A 21,849-nucleotide genomic window follows, 5' to 3' on the forward strand; every position below is an offset into this window, starting at 1 on the left:
TTCCAAATAAAAAACGTTTAAGACACTCCTCTTAAACGTTTTAACAAACCCGAATAGAGTAATTAAAAGTTCAATAGTATAATAATAACTGTTATCGCATATAACAACACTGTTATTAAAATATGCTGATCCTCTAATAAAACTTTATCTGGTTCTCCACCTTTATCTTCCATGTGAACTAAATATAAATAACGAAAAATCCCGTAAATTACAAATGGGATTGTCCACATTAAATAGATACTTTTCCCTGCATTAAAAGTAAAGATAGCATAAGTTACAATAGTTGCCGATGTAACAATTGTACTTAATTGGTCTAACAAAGCAGGAGAATAACTTTCTAATACTTTTCTATGAGAACCTTTATTATTCTGTAACAATACTAATTCATGTCTTCTTTTATTAATAGCCAAGAATAGTGACAGTAATAATGTACATAATAAAAACCACGGTGTAAATGGCACTTGAATAACTAATCCACCGGCCAATGCTCGTAAAACAAATCCAGCTGCAATAATTAAAATATCAATGATTACAACGTGCTTTAAACGAATTGAATACGCTACATTTAAAATAAAATAGGCTGCTAATACTAAGCACAATAACGGATTTAATATATATGAAACTACTAAAGACGCTACTAAAATAACACAACCTGCCGTAATAGCAAAGTACGGATTTAATGCCCCCGATGCCATCGGTCGATATCGCTTAACAGGGTGTTGTCGATCTGCCTCAATATCCATAAAATCATTTAAAATATAGACACAGCCAGATATTGCACAAAATAGCGCAAAACAAATTGCAGCTTGTGCCACCATAGTTAAAGATACTTGTTTTATTGAAAAGACTAACGCTGCAAATACAAGCAAGTTTTTAGTCCACTGTTTCGGGCGTAACTGTTTAAAAAACAATACAACTATATTTTGTTGAGATAAAGTCCCTTCCCTCATAATAATAAGAGTGCTTCTATTTTTGTCACTCTCTTCTTTCCCTCCCTATTCAATTGTTATTTACTTCTAATACAGGGAAAATTATATCACATAAGTATAACATTGAAAATCAACTATTAAATACCAATAAAAAAGGCTGTCTCAAAAATTTGAGACAGCCTTTTCTTCAAAAAATCATTCTTCTCCAAAACGCTCCACAAGTGTTGCAAGTGTACGTACCATTGCACCAGTTGCTCCAGCTGGACCTAAGTCGTGCGCGCCTTTTGTTTCTGATGTTCCAGCGATATCTAAGTGTACCCACGGTGTATCTTCAGCGAATTCGCCTAAGAATGTACCTGCCATAACCGCATGTCCTTCACGGCCTGGTGAGTTATTTAAATCAGCAAACTTACTGTTTCGAACGCGTTCTTTATCACGATCAAAAATCGGTAGTTGCCAAATTGGCTCATCTGTTTCCATAGAAGCCTCTAGCACTTGCTCAAATAACTCTTCATTATTTGTCATTGCGCCTGTCGTATAGTTTCCAAGTGCAACAATTACACCGCCTGTTAATGTTGCAACATCAACAAGGTAGTTTGCACCAAGTTTTTTCGCATACGTAATACCGTCAGCTAAAGCTAGACGACCTTCTGCATCCGTATTTAATACTTCAATTGTTTTTCCGCTCATAGATGTAATTACATCGTCTGGCTTAAATGCCGTACCACTTACAACGTTATCAGTTGAAGGAATAACAGCGATCACATTTTGTTCTGGGCGAAGTTCACCGATAATTTCCATCGCACCTAATACAGCAGCTGCACCGCCCATATCACCTTTCATACCGACCATGCCTTCACGTGGTTTTAAAGAATAACCACCTGTATCGTATGTAATACCTTTTCCAACGAATCCAATGACATCTGTCCACTCTTCTTTTCCTTTATAAATAAGAGCAATCATTTTCGGTGGCTCTACACTACCTTGGTTTACTGCAAGTAACGCACCCATACCAAGATCTTCCATCTCTTCTTTCTCAAGAACTTTATAGTCCATATCATACTTCTCCGCTAATTCAACAGCATACTCAGCAAGCTTTGTCGCTGTTAATACGTTTGGCGGCATATTTACAAGTGTACGAGCTGAATTTGTTGCACGTCCATGTACGTAGCCAACTGTTAATGCGGCTTCAATTTCTTGTGCATCTTCCGCTGTAATAGCCGTGAACTTCTCTAACTCTACACGATCCTTTTTATCTGATTTATACGTTTGTAATTCATATGTACCAAGGCCTTGTACCTCTGCTGCAATATGAGCGACATCAATCGCGTCTAATTTCTCTGTTACGAAAGAATCAAGTAAGATTGCTGCATCTTGTACTTTTGCTGATTGCAGTGTTTTAAATGCCTTACCAAGAGCCGCACGTAACGTTTCTGTCGTGTAAGACTCTTTCTTGCCTAAACCAACAAAGTAATAACGTTTCACATTTGTTTTTCCTAAGCTATGCACTTTCGAAATGGCCTTTTTCTTCGTAGATAATTCTTTCTCTTCTAGTAAAACTTGTAATTGTCCTTCAAACGCTTTGTCCAGTTCTTGTACAAAACTACTCATTTTCTCTTCTTCAAATAAAGCAACAATTACTGCTTCATGACCTGCTAATTCTTTTTGTACTTGAAACATGTTCAGACCCCCTAAATTTCTCTACCACCATTATAACTTTATTTTCGATAAAATGCGACAATTCTAACTACAGTTATATGACGTGTAAAATCCCCTCTATTATGAAATAAGCCAAGAAAAAAAGTCTAGCGTAATTACGACTAGACTATCTTTGTTTTAAATATTGACCACGAAACACTTGCATCGTTTCGTCTTGATTTAACATCGTTAACTCTTCTTCTGTAAACTTACCATTTCCTACTTTTACTACGTACACATTTACTTTTTTCTTACCCCATTGGCTATAAACATCTTTCACCGTATCATAATATAGATCAAGACGGTTTCCTTTTATTGCACCGCCCTTATCAGCTACTACACCATATCCATAACCTGGTACGAATAGAATCGTTCCAATCGGAAATACGCGTAAGTCCGCAGCGATTGTGGAATATAAATCCCTTTTCACTTTAACACCTGAATATGTAATACCATACTCTGGATGCCCTGGCCTCTTACCAGTTGACTCAATCCCCGATGTATAACCTGTTGCAGTCATTTCAATTGAACGATATTTAGACCAGTCGTTTGCCTGCTCTAAAGCATTTATCACTTCTTTACTCGGAGCAACATTTCTCTTAACTTCTGCTGCATGTACTTCTTTTGCACTCGTTCCCTCATACTTCTTTACAATCTCTAATAAAGAAACTCCTGTGAAAGCATTCCATGTTACGCATAATGCAATTGCAAGTAAACAAGTCATCATAATGCGAATACAATATCGTTTTAACATTTTTATATTCCACACTCCTTCATCGTTAATCATTCCCTATACCATGAAGGAATATGCAAAAAAATAATCTCCAACTTAATTGGAGATTAAAACATTTGATATCCGCTTTTCCGAAGTTTCTTGATTACGACTCCTGCTAAAGCAGCCCCTACTAATCCAGTAGATAGAATAAATACGTCTGCTTGTCCTAAGTGCGATACACTTGTCCCAAACGAAGAAAATGTTTCTTTCGGTTTTGAAAAATAATCCCACATACTCGCTTTATTAATAATAAGCATACAAACAATAGGATACACAATAACCATTACCCAAGTAGCTCGCAAAATCATGTTGAGTAAAAATCCAATTCCAAAGAACAAAATAAAGAATAACATCATTGAAATAAGTAGTACCGGTATACTCACTCTTTTCCCCTCTCCTTCGCACGTGCCGTAAATACGTGATAAGCTGTATAACCAAATGGTTCGCCTGGATTTAATGTTTTGTCCACTTCAAGATGTAGTTCTGATCTTCCTTCTAACAAATATTTAATAAGCACAGACGTATTCGGATCGTCCGCAATCTTATCCGGATGTAAGAACGCCACTTCAGACAATTCTTTCTCCTGTATAATAATATTTTCTCCTTCAGGCTCCAAAAGAAAAATAATCATATTATCACTAATCTCATTACGAATAACACCCGATCGAACACCAATGATCCCCTTCACATGAGCGACAATGCCTGTCTCTTCTAACACTTCGCGTTTCACAGCTTCATCAACCGTCTCACCTTCATTTACAAAACCAGCCGGTAAAGACCATTTCCCTTTTAATCCACTGTATTTCTTCTTAACAAATAGCCACCTACCATCTTTTGTAGCTACTAAACCACTAACAGCTAGCCATACCTTCCCTCGTTTCTCCATGATGTAATAACCTCCTCTTTCAGAACGGACAGAATATTCTTTCTTTTTATATTATACTATATTTTTAATATGAAAAAAGCAGAAACAGCTCTTAGCCGTTTCTGCTTTTTCTACTATATATTAAAAGAACTTTAATTTACCTTTTTTAAGAACTAATAAAGGTCCACCTAATAAGAATAGGTAACGATTATCGATTACTTTCTTCATGAAGGAAGCTTTCCAACCTGTTAACTTTTTACCCATAACAACGCCCATTGCATCGTCATGACCTAAAGAACATACAGATCCTTTATTATCAAATGCGAATTTTTTCATTTCACCTTTACCACGAACTAATACAGTTAAGTTGTGTGCAATATTGTAACCTTGTTGAATTGCAATTTGTGCTGTTGGTGGGTATGGACGGTTAATTTCTTCATTAATGATTAACGCTGCGTCACCAACCATGAATACATCTTCATATCCTGGAGCATGCATGTACTCATCAACTTTTACACGTCCGCGCATTGCTTCAAATCCAGACTCTTCCACAATACCGTTACCACGAACACCTGCAGCCCAAACTACTGTTTCAGACTTAATTAATTCAGTGTCATCGCCATTCGCAACGATAATACCTTCTTCAGTTGCTTCTTTAATTGCTGTACCGATGCGGAATTCTACACCTTTTTTCTCAAGTTGTTTTACAGCGTATTCTACTAACGCTGGATCGAAACCTGGAAGTGCTGTTGGAGCAGCTTCTACACAGATGATACGTGCTTTTTCACGTGGTACATTGTACTCTTTGCAAAGTTCAGGAACACGGTTTGCAAGCTCACCTACGTACTCGATACCAGTAAATCCAGCACCACCAACAACGATTGTTACTAACTCATCGCGTTGTTCAGTTGCATATTTAGAGAAACTAGCTTCCATATGCTCACGAATTTCACGAGTTGCATTAATGTTAGCGATTGAGAATGCATGCTCTTTTAATCCTGTAATTCCGAATGTTTCTGATTCAAAACCAAGACCAATTACTAAGTAGTCATACTCTAACTCGCCGTCTTTTAAGATAATGCGTTTTTCAGCAGCTTTAATTTCTACTACTGTGTCTTGTACAAAGTTCACTTTATTTGTATCAATAACGTCTTGAATATCTAGACAGATTTTTTCATCTTGTAATGTACCAGCTGCGCTCTCGTGTAACCAAGTCGCTTGGTAGTGATAGCTGTTGTTGTTTACTAGCGTAATTTCAGCTTCATTTACAGATAATGCTTTTTGCAGACGAACAGTCGTAATCATCCCGCCATAACCTGCACCTAAAACTACGATTTTTGGAGTCTTCACCAAATCACAACCCTTTTCTTTATATAATAGTAATGAGAAATAATACCAAGTACTAAAAACTCTATTTGTCAAGAATGTGGAATTTATCACATTCTATATCATAACAAAACGCAGTCAAAAAATCGTACGAATTTTGTCATAGAAATTTAACATAATACTTCCCTATATTAGTCGGTTTTATTCCAGAATTCAAGCGTCTGGAGAATTATCAATATTTTAAAATAACATAGCGTTTTCAAGGGTTTTTTAGACTTTTTTTCATGTATTTTCCTTTCTGTATATTTTATACAATAAAAAAGAACCTATGCGAAAACTTACACACAATTCAGTCGTTTTCAGAAGTATTATGAACTCAAATATGCTATCATTTATTTGAAAGTGTCATCATTTGCAGGATTTTCGTGTACATATGAACAATATATGAAATCAATATCAAAATTCCATCTATAGGGGGAATGAAAGTGGCAGAAAATCAAAAAGTTTACGACATAACAATTATTGGTGGTGGTCCAACAGGGCTGTTCACAGCATTTTATGGCGGTATGAGACAAGCAAGTGTAAAAATCATTGAAAGCTTACCTCAACTTGGAGGACAATTATCCGCACTCTACCCTGAAAAATACATTTATGATGTAGCTGGATTCCCAAAAGTGCGCGCACAAGAATTAGTTGATAACTTAAAAGAGCAAATGAAGAAATTTGACCCAACCGTTTGTTTAGAAGAAGCTGTCGATACGCTTGAGAAACAAGCTGACGGTATATTTAAACTTGTTACGAATAAGCAAACTCACTATTCTAAATCAGTTATTATTACTGCTGGCAATGGTGCTTTCCAACCACGCCGCTTAGAATTAGAAGGTACAGCAAAGTATGAAAAGAAAAACTTACATTATTTCGTTGATGATATGAATAAATTTGCCGGTAAGCGCGTCGTAGTATTTGGCGGCGGCGATTCAGCTGTTGATTGGACAATGATGTTAGAACCGATCGCTGAAAAAGTTACAATCGTTCATCGCCGCGATAAATTCCGTGCGCATGAACATAGCGTCGAAAACTTAATGAATTCTCGTGCAGAAGTAAGTACACCGTATGTTCCAGTTGAACTCATTGGTGATGACAAAATTGAACAAGTCGTTCTTCAGCACGTAAAAACGGAAGAAAAAGTTATCATCGATGTTGATGACGTAATTGTAAACTATGGCTTCGTTTCTTCTCTTGGCCCAATTAAAAACTGGGGCTTAGATATACAAAAAAACAGCATCCTTGTAAATTCAAAAATGGAAACAAATATTCCTGGCATTTACGCTGCTGGTGACATTTGTACATATGAAGGAAAAGTAAAACTCATTGCTTGCGGCTTCGGTGAAGCACCAACAGCAGTAAACAATGCAAAAGCTTACTTCGATCCAAATGCAAAACTTCAACCAATGCATAGCTCAAGCATGTTTTAATATGTAGAAATAAAAGCTCCTTCCATACGTGGAAGGAGCTTTTATTTTATATACCACGAAAGCACACTGAATTCGATAAACTATCGAACTCAGTGTGCTTTTCGTCTAAAAAAATTATTGTTTTCTTCTTCTACCTAATACGAATAATACTCCGCCAACTAAGAATGAAATTCCAGCACCAACTGACATCATCCATGGAGACGCTGCCCCTGTTTTCGGTAATTCTCTTTCTGTTTTTACTTGCGGCTCTTTAATTATTTTTTCCAATCTTACTTCTGGTTCCTTCGGTTCTTTCGGATCTTCCGGTTTCACTTCTGGCTCCTTCGGCTCTTTCGGATCTTCCGGTTTCACTTCTGGCTCCTTCGGCTCTTTCGGATCTTCCGGTTTCACTTCTGGCTCCTTCGGTTCTTTCGGATCCTCCGGTTTCACTTCTGGCTCCTTCGGCTCTTTCGGATCTTCCGGTTTCACTTCTGGCTCCTTCGGTTCTTTCGGATCTTCTGATATCTTAAAATCTTCTTTTGTTTTCGGTAAAATTGTAACTGTAGGCTCAAGTGGCGGATTTATTTTATCGTCCACTACTGCTTTATTTGTTATCCCTTTACTCGGCGCTTCTTTTACCTTCGCTTTAAAAATAATACTACGTTCTTTCGTATCTGTAATTTCTAGATACTTGGCGATTACTTTTCCAAACTCCATTTTTAACTCTATTGGATTTGGCTCAGCCCCTTCAAATCTAATACTACCTTGCACGTATTCTAAACCGGCTGGAATTTCATCTTCTATTGTAACTACATCTAGTTTTCCGTTTTCCACCGTATTTTTGAAGCTAATTCGGTATTCTACTTCTTCTCCTAGCTTTGGCTCTTTATTACTTACTGTCTTCGCTGCTGTTAACTTACCATCTTTATATTCTGGCTTTATTTTCGCTGTCGGTTCTATAACTGGATGTTTCGGATCATCCACTTCAATAATCGCTTTATTTGTTATTTCTCCTCCAACTTTTGCTGTTTCTTTTACCTTTACTTTAAAGATGACACTTCTTTCTTTCGTATCCGTAATTTCTGGATACTTCACTGTTACTTTTCCATTCTCTACTTTAAGCTCTGTAGGCACAGGCTTATCACCTACGGCCTTCAGACTTTCTTTCACATACTCTAAACCAGACGGAATTTCATCTTCAATCTTTACATCAACTAACTTCCCGCCATCTACTATGCCGTTAAAAGTAATTCGATATTCGATTTCTTCCCCTAGCTTTGGTTCATGATTACTTACTTCTTTCCTTGCCTCTATTTTCCCATCTTTATATTGCGGTGTAATTGGTATAAGTGACTCAACCGGTGGATTTGTCGGATTATTATCATCCACAACCGCCTTGTTTATAATTTCTCTTCCTACTTGTACTGTTTCTTGTACTTTCGCTTTAAAGATGATACTTCTTTTTTTCGTATCCGTAATTTCTGGATACTTTGCTGTTACTTTTCCATTCTCTACTTTAAGTTCCACCGGATATGGTTCCGGCCCATCAGACTTTATACTATCTTGTACGTATTCTAAACCGGCTGGAATTTCATCTTCTACCTTTACTTCAGTTAGTTTTCCGTTCTCTACCGTATTTTCAAAGCTAATTCGATATTCTACTTCTTCTCCTAACTTTGGTTCATGATTACTTACTGTTTTTTCTGCTTGTAATGCACCATCTTTATATTGAGGCTGAATAGAGATATTCGGTTGCTCTGGTGGATTTATTGTATCTTCCACAATCGCCTTGTTCACAATCTCTTCGCCTACTTTAGCTTTTTCTTTCACTTTCACTTTAAAGACGATACTTCTTTCTTTCATATCCGTAATTTCTGGATATTCCGCAAGGACGATTCCGTTTTTCACTTTCACATACAACGGTTTCGGATTCTCTCCCTCGGCTCTTTCACTACCTTCTACAAACTCTAAGCCAGTTGGTAATTCATCCTTAATCTTCACCTTCGCTACTTTTCCATGCTCTACTACGTTACGGAAAGTAATTCGATACTCTACTTCTTCTCCTAATTTTGGAGCTGGATTATTTACTGTTTTCTCAGCTTTTAGTTTTCCGTCCTTATACTCCGGCGTAATAATCGCTTCTGGTTTTTGCGGCGGATTCTTCGGATTGTCATCATCTACAATTGCCGTATTCACGATTTTCTTACCGACTTTTGCTACTTCCGTTACTTTCACTTTAAAGATAATACTACGCTCAGCTGTATCAGTAATATTTTCATACTTCGCTGTAATTTTCCCAGCTTCTTCTTTTAACTCTACTGGCGCTGGCTCATTACCTTCTGATTTTAAACTATCCTTCACATACTCTAAACCAGTTGGTAATTGATCCTCAATTTTCACTTCTGCTAGTTTTCCGTTTTCTACCGTATTTTTAAAACTAATTCGGTACTCTACTTCTTCTCCTAGCTTTGGATCTTTTTTATTTACCTTTTTATCAGCTTTAACTTTACCGTCTTTATGCTGCGGGGTAATTTCTACTTCTGGTCGCTCTGGTGGATTTTTTGTATCATCAACAATTGCTTTGTCCACTTCAACAGAATCTTTCACCTTCACTTTAAAGATAATGCTTCTTTCTTTCATGTCAGTGATATTTTCATACTTCGCACTAACCTTACCAGCTTCTTCTTTCAACTCTACTGGTGCTGGCTTATCACCTTCTGCTTTTAGACTATCTTTCACATACTCTAAACCAGACGGAATTTCATCCTCAATTTTCACCTCTGCCAGTTTTCCATCTTTCACCGTATTATTAAATGAAATTCGGTATTCGATTTCTTCCCCTAGCTTCGGTTTATGATTATTCACCTTTTTATGAGTAGCAATTTTACCGTCTTTATATTGCGGTGTAATTTTTGCTGTCGGATCAATTACTGGATGGTTCGGATCATCAACATGGATAATCGCTTTATTTGTGATGTCTTTACCTATTGCAACTGAATCTTTCACCTTCACTTTAAAGACGATACTTCTTTCTTTCGTATCCATAATCTCTGAATACTTTGCCATTACCTTACCATTTTCTACTTTCAACTCCACTGGTTTTGGCTCTTCACCTTCAGCCTTTTCGCTTCCTTCTACAAACTCTAATCCAGCTGGAATTTCATCTTCTATTTTTACCTCTGCTAGTTTTCCATCTTTCACCGTATTATTAAAAATAATTCGATATTCGATTTCCTCACCTAACTTCGGTTCATGATTACTTACTTCTTTTCTTGCCTCAATTTTCCCATCTTTATATTGTGGTGTAATCGGTACATAAGGCTCTTCTGGCAGATTCTTTGTATCATCTATAATTGCCTCATTTACGATTTCTTCTCCCACTTTTACGCTTTCTTTTACCTTCGCTTTAAAGACAATACTTCTTTCCTCTGTATCTGTAATTTCTGGATACTTTGCCATTACCTTATTATTTTTCACCTGTAGCTCTACTGGTTTCGGTTTAGAACCTTCTGCTGTGATGCTGCCTTCTACATACTCTAAACCATTTGGTAATGTATCCTTTATATTTACCTCTACTAGTTTTCCGTTTTCTACCGTGTTTTTAAAACTAATTCGGTATTCTACTTCTTCTCCTAGTTTCGGTTTATGATTATTTGCTACTTTCTGCGCAGCAATTTTACCATCTTTATATTGCGGAGTAATTTCCACACGAGGCTCTTCTGGCTCATTTTTTGTATCTACTACGATTGCTTTATTAACAATCTCCTTGCCTATTTCTGCCTCTTCTTTTACTTTCACTTTAAAAATAATACTTCTTTCTTTTGTATCCGCAATTTCTAGATACTTTGCCATTACCTTGCCGTTTTCAAATTTCAATTCTACCGGACTTGGTTTAGAACCTTCTGCTTGTAAACTGTTCTCCACGTACTCTAATCCAGCTGGAATTTCATCTTCTACTGTAACCTCTACTAGTTTTCCGTTTTCTACCGTGTTTTTAAAACTAATTCGGTATTCTACTTCTTCTCCTAATTTCGGTTTTTTATTGTTTACAAATTTCTCTGCTTTAAGCTTACCGTCTTTATATTCTGGCGTAATTGTTACTTCTGAAGTTGTTGGATCTTTTGTATCATCAACAACTACTTTATTGACAATGCCTTCACCAACCTTAAATTCTTCTTTTACTTTCGCTTTAAAGACGATACTTCTTTCTTCTGTATCCATAATTTCTGGATATTTTGCGATTACTTTTCCATCTTTCACTTTCAGTTCTACCGGATCTGGCTTAGAACCTTCTGCTCGTAAACTATCTTTCACATACTCTAATCCATTTGGTAAATCATCTTTTATTGTTACCTCTGCTAGCTTTCCGTTTTCTACCGTATTTTTAAAGCTAATTCGGTATTCCACTTCTTCTCCTAACTTCGGTGTTTCATTATTTACCGTTTTCTTCGCTTCCACTTTTCCATCTTTATGCTGTGGAGTAATTTCTGCCGTCGGTGTTTCTGGCTCATTTTTCGTATCATCAATAATTGCTTTATTGACGATTTTTTTACCGACTTTCACTTCATCTTTTACTTTCACTTTAAAAGTGATACTTCTTTCTTCTGTATCCGTAATCTCTGGATACTTCGCCATTACCTTACCATTTTCAAATTTCAATTCTACTGGATCTGGCTTAGAACCTTCTGCTTTCACACTGTTTTCTACGTACTCTAAACCTTCGGGTAAAGTATCTTCTATTTTCACCTCTGCTAGTTTTCCGTCTTCTACCGTGTTTTTAAAACTAATTCGGTATTCTACTTCTTCTCCTAACTTCGGCGTTTCATTATTTACCGTCTTCTTCGCTTTCACTTTTCCGTCTTTATGTTGCGGAATAATTTCTGCTGTCGGTGTTTCTGGCGGATGTTTCGTATCGCTCACAATCGCTTCATTAACAATTGAATCGCTCACTTTACCTTTTACTTTCACTTTAAAGGTAATACTTCTCTCTTTTGTATCTGTAATCTCAGGATACTTTGCCATTACCTTACCGTTTTCAAATTTCAATTCCACTGGATCTGGCTTAGAACCTTCTACTTTTACACTATCTTTCACATACTCTAATCCATTTGGTAAATCATCTTCTATCTTTACCTCTGTTAGCTTTCCATGTTCTACCGTATTTTTAAAGCTGATTCGGTATTCCACTTCTTCTCCTAACTTCGGCGTTTCATTATTTACCATCTTTTTCGCTTCAAGTTTTCCATCTTTATACTGAGGAATAATTTCCGCAGTCGGATTAACTGGCTTATTTTGCGAATCATCAATAGTTGCTTTATTAATGATTTTTTTACCGACTGTTACTCCTTCTTTTACTTTCACTTTAAAAACGATACTTCTTTCTTCTGTATCCATAATTTCTGGATATTTTGCCATTACCTTACCGTTTTCAAATTTCAGCTCTACTGAATCTGTTCCGACACCTTCTGCTTTCAAACTATTTTCTACATACTCTAAACCTTCTGGTAAAGTATCCTCTATTATCACGTCTGTTAGCTTTCCGTACTTAACCGTGTTTTTCATACTAATTCGGTATTCTACTTCTTCTCCTAACTTCGGTGTTTCATTATTTACGCTTTTCTTCGCTTTAATTTTTCCATCTTTGTGTAATGGTGTGATTTTTGCTTCTGGTTCTTTCGGATGTTTCATATCATCCACAATTGCCTTATTGATGATTTCCTTACCTACTTCCGCTTCTTCCTTCACCTTTACCTTAAAGACAATACTTCTTTCTTTCATATCCGTAATATTTTCGTATTCAGCAATGACTTTTCCATCTTTCACACTTAACTTTAATGGAGCTGGTTTATCACCTTCAGCCTTTTCACTGCCTTTTACATACTCTAAACCGTTAGGAATTGTATCCTCTATTATTACCTTTTCTAGTTTTCCGTTTTCTACCGTGTTCTTAAAGCTAATTCGGTATTCTACTTCTTCTCCTAGTTTTGGTGATGGATTATCTACTGTCTTCTTCGAATCAATTATTCCATCCTTATGTTGCGGAGTAATTCTTTCCTCCGGCTCAATCGGTGGATTTTTCGTATCATCAACAATTGCTTTATTGACAATCTCTTTATCTACTTTTGCTTCTTCCTTCACCTTTACTTTAAAGACGATACTTCTTTCTTTCATATCCATAATATCGATATACTTAGCTTTGACTATCCCATTTTCAACAGCTAATTCTACTGGTCCAGGTGCTTCTCCTTCGGCCTTGATGCTATTTTCTACATATTCAAGACCTTTTGGAATTGTATCTTCCACTCGCACCTCTTCAAGTTTTCCGTTCTCAACCGTATTATGAAAACTAATACGGTACTCGATTTCTTCGCCTAACTTTGGCTTCTTATTATTAACTACCTTTGTAGCAGCAATTTCACCTTTTTTACTTTGCGGTGTAATAACAACCTTTGATTCAACAGGCTCATTTTTCGGATCTTTTGCAATTGCTTTATTTACGATTGCCTCCCCTACTTTTGCCGAATCTTTTACTTTCACTTTAAAAACAATACTTCTTTTTTCTGTATCCGTAATTTCTGGATACTTTGCCATTACTTTGCCGTCTTCCACTTTTAGTTCTACTGGCTCTGGTTTTATACCTTCAGCTTTCAAACTATCTTTCACGTATTCAACATCTTTAGGTAGTGTATCTTCTACTAGCACCTTTTCTAGTTTTCCGTTTTCTACCGTATTATAAAATGTAATTCGGTATTCCACTTCTTCTCCTAGTTTTGGTGTTTGATTCGTTACGCTTTTTTCAACATCCACTTTACCGTATTTATAATCCGGCGTAATCTTTTCTTCTGGATGCTCAGTTTGTCCATTCGGCTCACTCACAACCGCTTTATTAACGATCGTTTCTCCGGCTTTTGCCTCTTCTTTTACTTTCACTTTAAAGGCAATGCTTCGCTCTTTTGTATCCGTAATCTCTGGATATTTTGCGATTACCTTACCATTTTCTACTTTTAACTCTACTGGATTTGGTTCAGCACCTTCAGCTCTCTCACTGCCTTGAACAAATTCTAAGTTAGCTGGAATTTCATCTTCTATTGTAACTGCATCTAGTTTTCCGTTTTCCACCGTATTTTGGAAGCTAATTTGATATTCAAATTCTTCTCCTAGCTTTGGCTTCTTATTTGTTGCTTTTTTCTTTGCAGCAATTTTACCGGCCTTATGCTGTGGTGTAATCTTCTCTTCTAGATTCTTTGGTGGATTTGTTTTATCACTAACGGTTGCTTTATTAACAATTTCTTCACCAATTTTTGCAGTTTCTTTTACTTTTGTTTTAAAGACGATACTTCTTTCTTCCATATCCATAATTTCTGGATACTTTGCAATTACTTTTCCATTTTCAAACTTCAGCTCTACTGGCTCTGGTTTTGCACCTTCTGCTTTCAAACTATCTTTCACGTATTCAAGATTGCTTGGTAATTCATCTTCAATTGTCAATACATCTAGACGTCCATCTTTTGTCTTATTTTTAAATGTAATACGATACTCTACCTCGTCACCTAGCTTCGGTGTTTTATTAGATGCTATTTTTTTAGCTTCTATTTCTCCAGGGATCTCTTTTGGAGTCGTAACCGTAATATCTGCATCATCTGCAGTTTCATAATTTACCTCGCTACTATCTTGTCCCTTTACAACAACGATATTTTTTACTGTTGTATCTGATTGTACAGAAGCTTTCACTTTTACTTTGAATGTAATAACAGTACTTTCACCAGGCTTTAAAACACCGCCGTCTTTAGCATTTGCACCTTCACCAATACGGAAATCAATTTGATTATTTACAAACTCTGCTTCATCATCGCTTGCATTATCTGTTTTATTTCCTTTATTACTTCCAGACACATATTGAATAGATCCCGGAACATACTCTAAACGATCATCTAATTTATCAAAACCTTTTACATTAGATACAGGGGCTTGGTTATTTTTCGTATCATTTTTCACTTCAATTTGATACGTAAACTCTTCACCAGCTTTAACGTCCTTAATTTCTTTCCCAGCACTATCTAACGCCTTTTTATCAACTTGTAAGTTTGGCGCATTATGTTCTGTAACAAATGTAGCGTTATTTAATACGTAAATATCACCAGTAGCACCATTTGCTTTAAATTGCATTTTACCTTCTTTTAAATCATTTTTTACTTTAGCAGGTCCTTCAAGATGATACGTATGAATATCAGTACTAAATGAATTTGTCCAATCCGGATTATATCCTGGATATTTTTTCGTAACAAACTCGTTAGTACCATCCACTTGCACTTCTGTCATAGATGAATCATTAACATCATTTTTTTTACCGTTAATGTTTTCTAAATCTTTATAACCGAATCCAAAATCATACTGCCCAAAATCATAGGCATATATATCATTTTCAGCAGGATCTCCTTGTGACGAGAAATAACTAAATTTCGCCTTAAAAGCCCCTTCTTTTGGCGTGTTTATTTTATTAATACCAATAGTTGTCCAGGCTGCACTTTTTTGAGCAACTAACCCTTCCCAAATCTTCATATCTTTTACGGTTTCTTTATGGTTTTCATACACTAATATAAGATTCCAGTTGCCCCAGTAGTAACCACTGCCTTTTTCAAATTTAATTTGTGGCACATTCGCAACTGTCACCGTTTGAGAAATACCTTGCTTTGCAATTACATTTGTTACGTCAGCATATGCAACATAACCGGCACCAGCACCCGAGTAATTTGAAATATACGGTAAATAATCCGCTTTTCGTATACTATCAGCACTTACTTCAGCGTATCCTTTATTCCCCATTTTCATTTTAACGGGCTCTCTTACATCTGCATCGCTAACTCTATACTCTTTAGATGGATAAGTTGGCGTTCCCATAGCTGCTGTCCAAAATAAATACGCCTTTTTCACTTTACTTCCAGCAGGAATGTTAGGAAAAGCTCCTGTTGACGAATTAAAAGTACTATCATCGTTATCAACGTCCACAGTCATTTTATTCGTCTTATACCCCAGACTTTGTCTGCCATAATGATCGGTCGTCAAACCAAGTGTTACATTACCAGTCTGTACTAAATTACCAGCAGTAATTGTAGAATACAGTGGATCTCCAAATCCTTGCTTATCCCCTGTTTGCATTTGAACCTTCGAAGCATTCTCTGATGCAGCTTGTACTTTTGCATCGCTCTGATTTTCCGCTTCTTTTTCTAGTTTCTCAGCTTCGGTTACTGGTTGTTTTGGTGGTTCTGTTTTTGATGTAGGGTTATTTTTATCTTCTACAGATACTTTTAGCTTTTCATCAACTTTTTTAATTGTATTATTAGCTGATGGGCCAACTTCTTTCTTACTACTGTCAGCCTCCTCATCGGCATTAGCTGCTACCTTTTCTTCAGAAGGGATTCCCTCAACATCTACAGACATGTTCCCTATTTGTAGTTGATCCTTTTGCACACTAATTTTTTGCTTATACTCATTATTAAAATGTTGTGCACGACGAGCTTTTATTAACACAGTCATTTTTTCATGTGATTTTAAATCTTTAATTTTAAGATTAGAAGAAAGAACCTTTCCTCCCTTATCTTTTTCCTCTACATAGAAATCCGCTACCTTATTTTCAGGTAACTTCTCTCCGTTTACTTTCACAGATTGCGAAGGGAACGTAATTTCATTTTCATTATTTTGTTTAAGCACCAATTCTTGAATTGGTGTAGCTCCCGTATTTTCAATCGTATATTGAAATACGTGCTCCCTCTCTGCTACTTCTCCCTTATATATTTCAGCATTTACTTGCTCTGCCTTAATTTTCACATCATTTCCTTGTAGCTCATCCCAGCTTTTTTTATTTATCTCTGTAGCAAAAGCACTGGGTGAAGGCAATATGATGGATAGGAGAAGTGTGATCATCGTTACGACATTAAAACACTTCAATACTTGCTTCATATTTTCTACCTTTCTCCTTTCTATATACTTGCTATCCGTCTACTTAATTTCGTAGCCGTATACATAGCAATATATATCCACTCGCAACAATCCGACCTACGAAAATGTATCGTTGAAATCCCAATGTCAACAATATAAATCTCATAGAATATTACTATTTTAATTTATCAAAAATAGCATATATATCGGACACTTATACAAACCTTCACCATTTTTTAACATAGTAAAAAATGCCCTATTATATAGGTTTATATAACAGTTTAAGGATACATAAAAAGCTTAACATATCTCTTAATCTATTCATACATACAATAGAAATTTTACCATTTTTAGTCATTTCAGTTTGTTATTTATGATTAAAATTTTCAAAAAACAATAACCGTTACATGTAAAAATATGTTATATTATCAAGGAACATATATTCTTATTTTAAAGGAGGAATTTGTAATGATAAACGAACCCATTATCGTAAAAAAAGAAGCTTTCCAAGCAATCGGCGTTTCGATTACGACGACTAACGAAATAGAGGCATCTACTGAAGGAAAAATTCCCGAGCTCTGGAACCGATACTTTCAAGAACAAATGATGCATCACATCCCAAATCAAAAAACGAAAGAAACATTCGCATTCTACTCCAACTATGAATCAGATGAAACTGGTACATATACATTTACAATCGGTACGACCGTTTCTTCATTAGAAGACGTTCCTGAAAATATGACAACTTTAACAATACCTGCTGCTACATATGCGGTATTTACAACGAGAAAGGGACCAGTTGCTGAAGTCGTTTGCGAAGCTTGGGAATATATTTGGCAATGGTCGAAAGAAAATAAACGTGCCTTCACAACAGACTTCGAGCTTTACGACGAAAGAGCATTAGACCCAAATCATGCACAATTGGGTATTTATATTGCGTTAGCCTAAAAAAAGATGCCCATTCGGCATCTTTTTTTGTCGTTAAATAGCTACTGGGCAAATTCATTATTATTGTCTACAATGAGAAAGTGCAGTATAGAAATATTAGAAACTGTATAAAGTGAAACTATAATTAGTGGGGGCATCTCCCATTAAGTATTAGCCCTCACCAATCGGACGTTTACTGGTTTTTTAGTTTAAATTTGTCACATAGAAAGGAAGCAATATGGAGGAACTACAACAAAATAAAACTGCTTTAGAAGGAAGCGGAAAACCGTTATTAAAAAATACAAATTTCCTTTTTCTTTGGGCAGCTACTCTTTTTTCAAGCTTTGCTTTAGCCTTTTTTACTTTTTCACAAACGTGGTACATAGCAAAAACATTAAACCTTGAAGCTTCACTCGGTGTTGTTTTCGTAGCCCTTAGTGTTCCAAGGCTTATTTTTATGATTGTCGGCGGCGCTGTAGCTGATAAATTCCCGAAAAAAAATATTATGTTTTACTCCAATATCATTCGAGCGATTCTTGTCGCAACCATTCTCACATGGTTTATCGTTGGTGATGTAACGCTATATACATTTGCTTTATTCGCTTTATTCTTTGGACTTGCTGATGCTTTCTTCTGGTCAGCAGATGGATCTATCTTACCGGAATTGGTAGAAAAAAGCCGGTTAACACAAGCGAATTCACTTACACAAATGACGAACCAAGCATCGGTCATCTTAGGCCCTGTACTTGGCGGAATTCTCATTAAATTTACGAACTATGAGACAATCTTTTCCATTACGATTTTATTACTGATTGTCGCGGCCATACTCGTTCAAAAAATACAATTTACGATGCCAGAACAAAAAGATACAGATAAAGGTATGTTCACTTCCATTAAAGAAGGAATCTTATATGTAAAGGAATCGCCATTCCTTTCAACTTTCCTTATTTGTAGCGCCTTTTTAAACTTATTTTTAATCGGCCCGATGCAAGTTGGTTTCCCGCTTTTTGTTAAAAACGTGCTGCATGGTGATTCGCTCCAGTTTAGTTACTTAGAAGCATCTGTAGGCGGCGGAATGGCAATCGGTGCTGTCATTGTCGGTTTAAAAAATATTAATCGTAGACGCGGTCTATTTTGTATTATCATGATGCTATTGTCTGGTATATTCTTCTTAGCCATCAACTTTAGTACCGTACTTTGGCAAGCACTATTAGCCGGCATATTTTATGGTATTACAATCGCAATGGCTATCGTTCCGCTTATGGCGATGATTCAATCGACAGTAAAAGAGGAAATGATGGGACGCGTAATGAGCTTACTTATGCTATCATCAATGGGCTTTATCCCGCTCTCTTATGCATTCACATCAATCGCACTTGCAATGGGAATTCCAATCGTAACCGTTATGAAAAGCGGTGCAATTGCTGTTATCGTCTTCGTACTATTTGTAGCGATTCGTGTTCCAGTTGTAAGAAAGTTCGACTAGCTAATTAGAGTCATGTATTATACACATGGCTCTTTTTTGAATGGATCAAATAGTGATATTCCCTTACTTCTCCTTAATGCTGCTCCCCATTCTAATCCAACCTCTAAAAATAAATCTCGCACTGTACTGTATAAAAGTGCCCCAATGTCTTTACGAATTTCCCCATATTTATATGCTCTTACAACACTTTTCACGCGCCAAATTAAATTTCCATACACTTCTTCGTCAGCTAATATTTGCTCTAGTAAAACACCTTGTTCTAGTAACCCGCTCTTTTTATACGCAAGCTCGACCTTACTCCAAAATATATTAATTTTCTGCGGATTACTCGTCATCGGCAGAAGTGCGTATATAAAAGGCTTCGGTATATCATGACGGCAATATGTCTCATCAAGCTCGTACGTTATTTTTCTTTTCTCTTTTATTTGTGGAATGTTTTTAGAAAGAATTGTTTCCCTTTCGCTTTTTTGCTCCTTTCCGCTACAGCCAGCTGTATAATCCTCACTTTCACATGCGGACATTTTCATACGGTCATCCATGCGGTCAATTGCAGATATAAGAAAAATATATAAGTTCGCACTATACCCGCCGCGCTTATGTCTTTCTTTTGTTGCAACACGCTTTATAATTCCTAGTTCCTCTAACTTTGCAATTGAACGGCGTACTGTACGAATACTCTTTCCAACATTTGTAGCAATCGTCTCCATTAATGGACAAGCAACCCCCACTGTTTTCTGTTTCTCATTCACTGCATACTTTCCTAAAAAATGAATAATGGTAGCATCCGTTTTATTTAATTGAAATCGATAATGTTTCAAAACTTGTTTTTGATATGTATTAAACTCTTCTTTACTTTGAAATTCACTATATGGTTTCATTAAATTATATAAGCTTCCCATTTTTATCACCTGTTATGAAGTGACCTTTGTCAATAGTTTTTCACCCATAATATTTTTCTTGATGGCATACAAAAGCTTCAGAAATAAGATCTATCGACAGTTAACCACTCTGTTATTCGTGGATTGGTTACCTCAGGTTAATGGTTCGTCGTTAGGCTCTTATAATCTCACTGCGTGGATCACACCTTTTCAAATTCTAATAAATAGCTTGTTTATCAGAATTTCAGCCATGCCAGAAGAGGTGAGTCATAGATAGCCAGACCTGTAATTCACTATCTCTGAAGCTCATCTATGCCATCAATTGATACCTTTGGTTTCTAACTATGAATGAATCAATCAACTTCATATCCTTCCCTCTTTATTTTCGGTGAATTTTACCTGTTTCTAATCCCCATATAAAACACCCCAGTTCTCTTGCGATAGCTGTAACGGCAACATTTCTAGGTTTCCCTTGATATATCATGCGATAATATTTTCTTTGTAACCTTTCTACAGCCTGATCCGCATAAGCAATCACTTCGCTTCGTTGCCCTTTTTGTCTTGCTTTCACTCGCTTCGATTTTAATCCGATTGTTCCTTTTACCAACGCATTTGCACATTCTACAAGAGTAGACCTAACGGTCGAATTTCCTTGTTTTGTAATCGAACGTCGACTGATTTTTTCTCCACTTGAGCTTTCGCTTGGTGTCAATCCTACATAAGCCATAAATGCTTTAGCCGTGGGAAAACGAGTGAAGTCTGCAATTTCCACATGAACAGTCATTGCCGATGTTGTATCTATACCTTTTAAGCATCTTAAATTTGCGATTGGTTCTTCGTACCTTTCACGATGAGATAATTCTTCTAATCTCAGACTGAACCGCTCAATTTTATCGACTAGAACATCATACTGTAATAGGTATTCGCCTAACGTTTCTTTGAATAATCCTTGTAGATCAAGATTCTTTAACCATTTCATATAAGCGATTGTCCAGCTTGATTTCCCTTCATACACATAGCCATGCCTTAAAAGGAATGCTTTTATCTGTTGTTTTATTTTTTTCAAAGATGTTTTAAAATCACCTAACATGCGGATATACTCTTTCACGGCAACATCCTCTTCTTCTGGAACATATACTTCTTTATAGGTGCCATTTGCTAAATTAAGAGCAATCATTTTGGCATCGAATTTATCATTTTTAACCATTTTATTTTTTGATGAACTGTACATTGTTGTGGGAGCTAAAATATCACAATCAATTCCATTTTGTTCAAGAAGATTATGAAGTGAATACCCTAAACAACCAGCCTCATATCCAGCTTTAATTTTTATATCTTCACCATATTTTGTTTTCAGTTTCTCAACGAATTTTTTTACGAGAGATACATTTGAAGCACATCGTGCTTCTCTTACAATTTCCCCAGTTGTTCCGTGTAGTGCACATAAGCTAAAACTTTCCTTGTGGACATCCATCCCAATATAGATTATATTTTCCATAGTGGCCTCCTATTATCATAGGGTATAACCCCATTCATAATGTTTTCATTCATTATTATGGGTTAAAATCCCTGACT

At 36.2% G+C, this 21,849-nt stretch carries 12 protein-coding genes; 3 read left to right on the forward strand and 9 right to left on the reverse strand.

What is annotated here, in order from left to right; genetic code table 11:
• Window positions 1–62 precede the first annotated feature (62 nt).
• From MHH55_RS19025 to MHH55_RS19050, 6 genes are all read right to left on the reverse strand, one after another.
• A complete protein-coding gene (locus tag MHH55_RS19025) occupies window positions 63–950 on the reverse strand; it encodes a decaprenyl-phosphate phosphoribosyltransferase (RefSeq protein WP_016123674.1) in 888 nt (295 codons plus the stop codon).
• A 174-nt stretch (window positions 951–1,124) separates the two neighbouring features.
• Window positions 1,125–2,609 carry a cytosol aminopeptidase gene (gene pepA, locus MHH55_RS19030; RefSeq protein WP_000487950.1) on the reverse strand — a complete coding sequence of 495 codons (1,485 nt, stop codon included), beginning with the start codon at window positions 2,607–2,609 and terminating at the stop codon, window positions 1,125–1,127.
• A 145-nt stretch (window positions 2,610–2,754) separates the two neighbouring features.
• Window positions 2,755–3,381, reverse strand: coding sequence for a 3D domain-containing protein (locus MHH55_RS19035; RefSeq protein ID WP_000920103.1), 627 nt, complete (start codon window positions 3,379–3,381; stop codon window positions 2,755–2,757).
• An 86-nt stretch (window positions 3,382–3,467) separates the two neighbouring features.
• On the reverse strand, window positions 3,468–3,785 hold the full coding sequence (locus MHH55_RS19040; protein WP_000027016.1) for a YuiB family protein: 318 nt from the start codon (window positions 3,783–3,785) through the stop codon (window positions 3,468–3,470).
• The gene (locus MHH55_RS19045; protein WP_000415313.1) at window positions 3,782–4,288 is read right to left on the reverse strand and encodes an NUDIX hydrolase; all 507 of its coding nucleotides are present in this window, start codon (window positions 4,286–4,288) and stop codon (window positions 3,782–3,784) included. The genes MHH55_RS19040 and MHH55_RS19045 overlap by 4 nt, the downstream gene beginning before the upstream one ends.
• 120 nt (window positions 4,289–4,408) lie before the next feature.
• On the reverse strand, window positions 4,409–5,617 hold the full coding sequence (locus MHH55_RS19050) for an NAD(P)/FAD-dependent oxidoreductase (RefSeq protein WP_000856612.1): 1,209 nt from the start codon (window positions 5,615–5,617) through the stop codon (window positions 4,409–4,411).
• Between the two features lie 461 nt (window positions 5,618–6,078).
• Here MHH55_RS19050 and MHH55_RS19055 point away from each other — a divergent pair, with 461 nt between their 5' ends.
• Entirely contained in the window at window positions 6,079–7,068 is a 990-nt protein-coding gene (locus tag MHH55_RS19055; protein ID WP_000829785.1) for an NAD(P)/FAD-dependent oxidoreductase, read from the forward strand.
• A 114-nt stretch (window positions 7,069–7,182) separates the two neighbouring features.
• On the opposite strand, the gene MHH55_RS19060 is transcribed toward MHH55_RS19055, so the two are convergent.
• A complete protein-coding gene (locus MHH55_RS19060; RefSeq protein WP_340881044.1) occupies window positions 7,183–17,004 on the reverse strand; it encodes an isopeptide-forming domain-containing fimbrial protein in 9,822 nt (3,273 codons plus the stop codon).
• A gap of 447 nt (window positions 17,005–17,451) precedes the next feature.
• Here MHH55_RS19060 and MHH55_RS19065 point away from each other — a divergent pair, with 447 nt between their 5' ends.
• Together MHH55_RS19065 and MHH55_RS19070 are read left to right on the forward strand one after the other, a co-directional pair.
• Complete coding sequence (locus MHH55_RS19065) at window positions 17,452–17,931, forward strand: GyrI-like domain-containing protein (RefSeq protein WP_071730789.1); 480 nt, start codon at window positions 17,452–17,454, stop codon at window positions 17,929–17,931.
• 217 nt (window positions 17,932–18,148) lie between these two features.
• Window positions 18,149–19,396: an MFS transporter gene (locus MHH55_RS19070; protein ID WP_000391943.1), complete on the forward strand. Its 1,248-nt coding sequence runs from the start codon at window positions 18,149–18,151 to the stop codon at window positions 19,394–19,396.
• A gap of 17 nt (window positions 19,397–19,413) precedes the next feature.
• Here MHH55_RS19070 and MHH55_RS19075 read toward each other — a convergent pair whose 3' ends face one another.
• A complete protein-coding gene (locus MHH55_RS19075) occupies window positions 19,414–20,295 on the reverse strand; it encodes a helix-turn-helix domain-containing protein (RefSeq protein ID WP_078187058.1) in 882 nt (293 codons plus the stop codon).
• A 358-nt stretch (window positions 20,296–20,653) separates the two neighbouring features.
• Window positions 20,654–21,772 carry an IS110 family transposase gene (locus tag MHH55_RS19080; protein ID WP_340880263.1) on the reverse strand — a complete coding sequence of 373 codons (1,119 nt, stop codon included), beginning with the start codon at window positions 21,770–21,772 and terminating at the stop codon, window positions 20,654–20,656.
• Window positions 21,773–21,849: the final 77 nt, after the last annotated feature.

The organism is Bacillus sp. FSL K6-2944 (genome assembly GCF_038005385.1).
Taxonomy (GTDB): Bacteria; Bacillota; Bacilli; order Bacillales; family Bacillaceae_G; genus Bacillus_A; species Bacillus_A cereus.

Excerpts from the sequence above, each read along its gene's own strand:
- MHH55_RS19025 (WP_016123674.1), bottom strand. The coding sequence starts at position 950 with ATGAGGGAAGGGACTTTATCTCAACAAAATATAGTTGTATTGTTTTTT.
- pepA (WP_000487950.1), bottom strand. The coding sequence starts at position 2,609 with ATGTTTCAAGTACAAAAAGAATTAGCAGGTCATGAAGCAGTAATTGTT.
- MHH55_RS19035 (WP_000920103.1), bottom strand. The coding sequence starts at position 3,381 with ATGTTAAAACGATATTGTATTCGCATTATGATGACTTGTTTACTTGCA.
- MHH55_RS19045 (WP_000415313.1), bottom strand. The coding sequence starts at position 4,288 with ATGGAGAAACGAGGGAAGGTATGGCTAGCTGTTAGTGGTTTAGTAGCT.
- MHH55_RS19060 (WP_340881044.1), bottom strand. The coding sequence starts at position 17,004 with ATGAAGCAAGTATTGAAGTGTTTTAATGTCGTAACGATGATCACACTT.
- MHH55_RS19065 (WP_071730789.1), top strand. The coding sequence starts at position 17,452 with ATGATAAACGAACCCATTATCGTAAAAAAAGAAGCTTTCCAAGCAATC.
- MHH55_RS19070 (WP_000391943.1), top strand. The coding sequence starts at position 18,149 with ATGGAGGAACTACAACAAAATAAAACTGCTTTAGAAGGAAGCGGAAAA.
- MHH55_RS19075 (WP_078187058.1), bottom strand. The coding sequence starts at position 20,295 with ATGGGAAGCTTATATAATTTAATGAAACCATATAGTGAATTTCAAAGT.
- MHH55_RS19080 (WP_340880263.1), bottom strand. The coding sequence starts at position 21,772 with ATGGAAAATATAATCTATATTGGGATGGATGTCCACAAGGAAAGTTTT.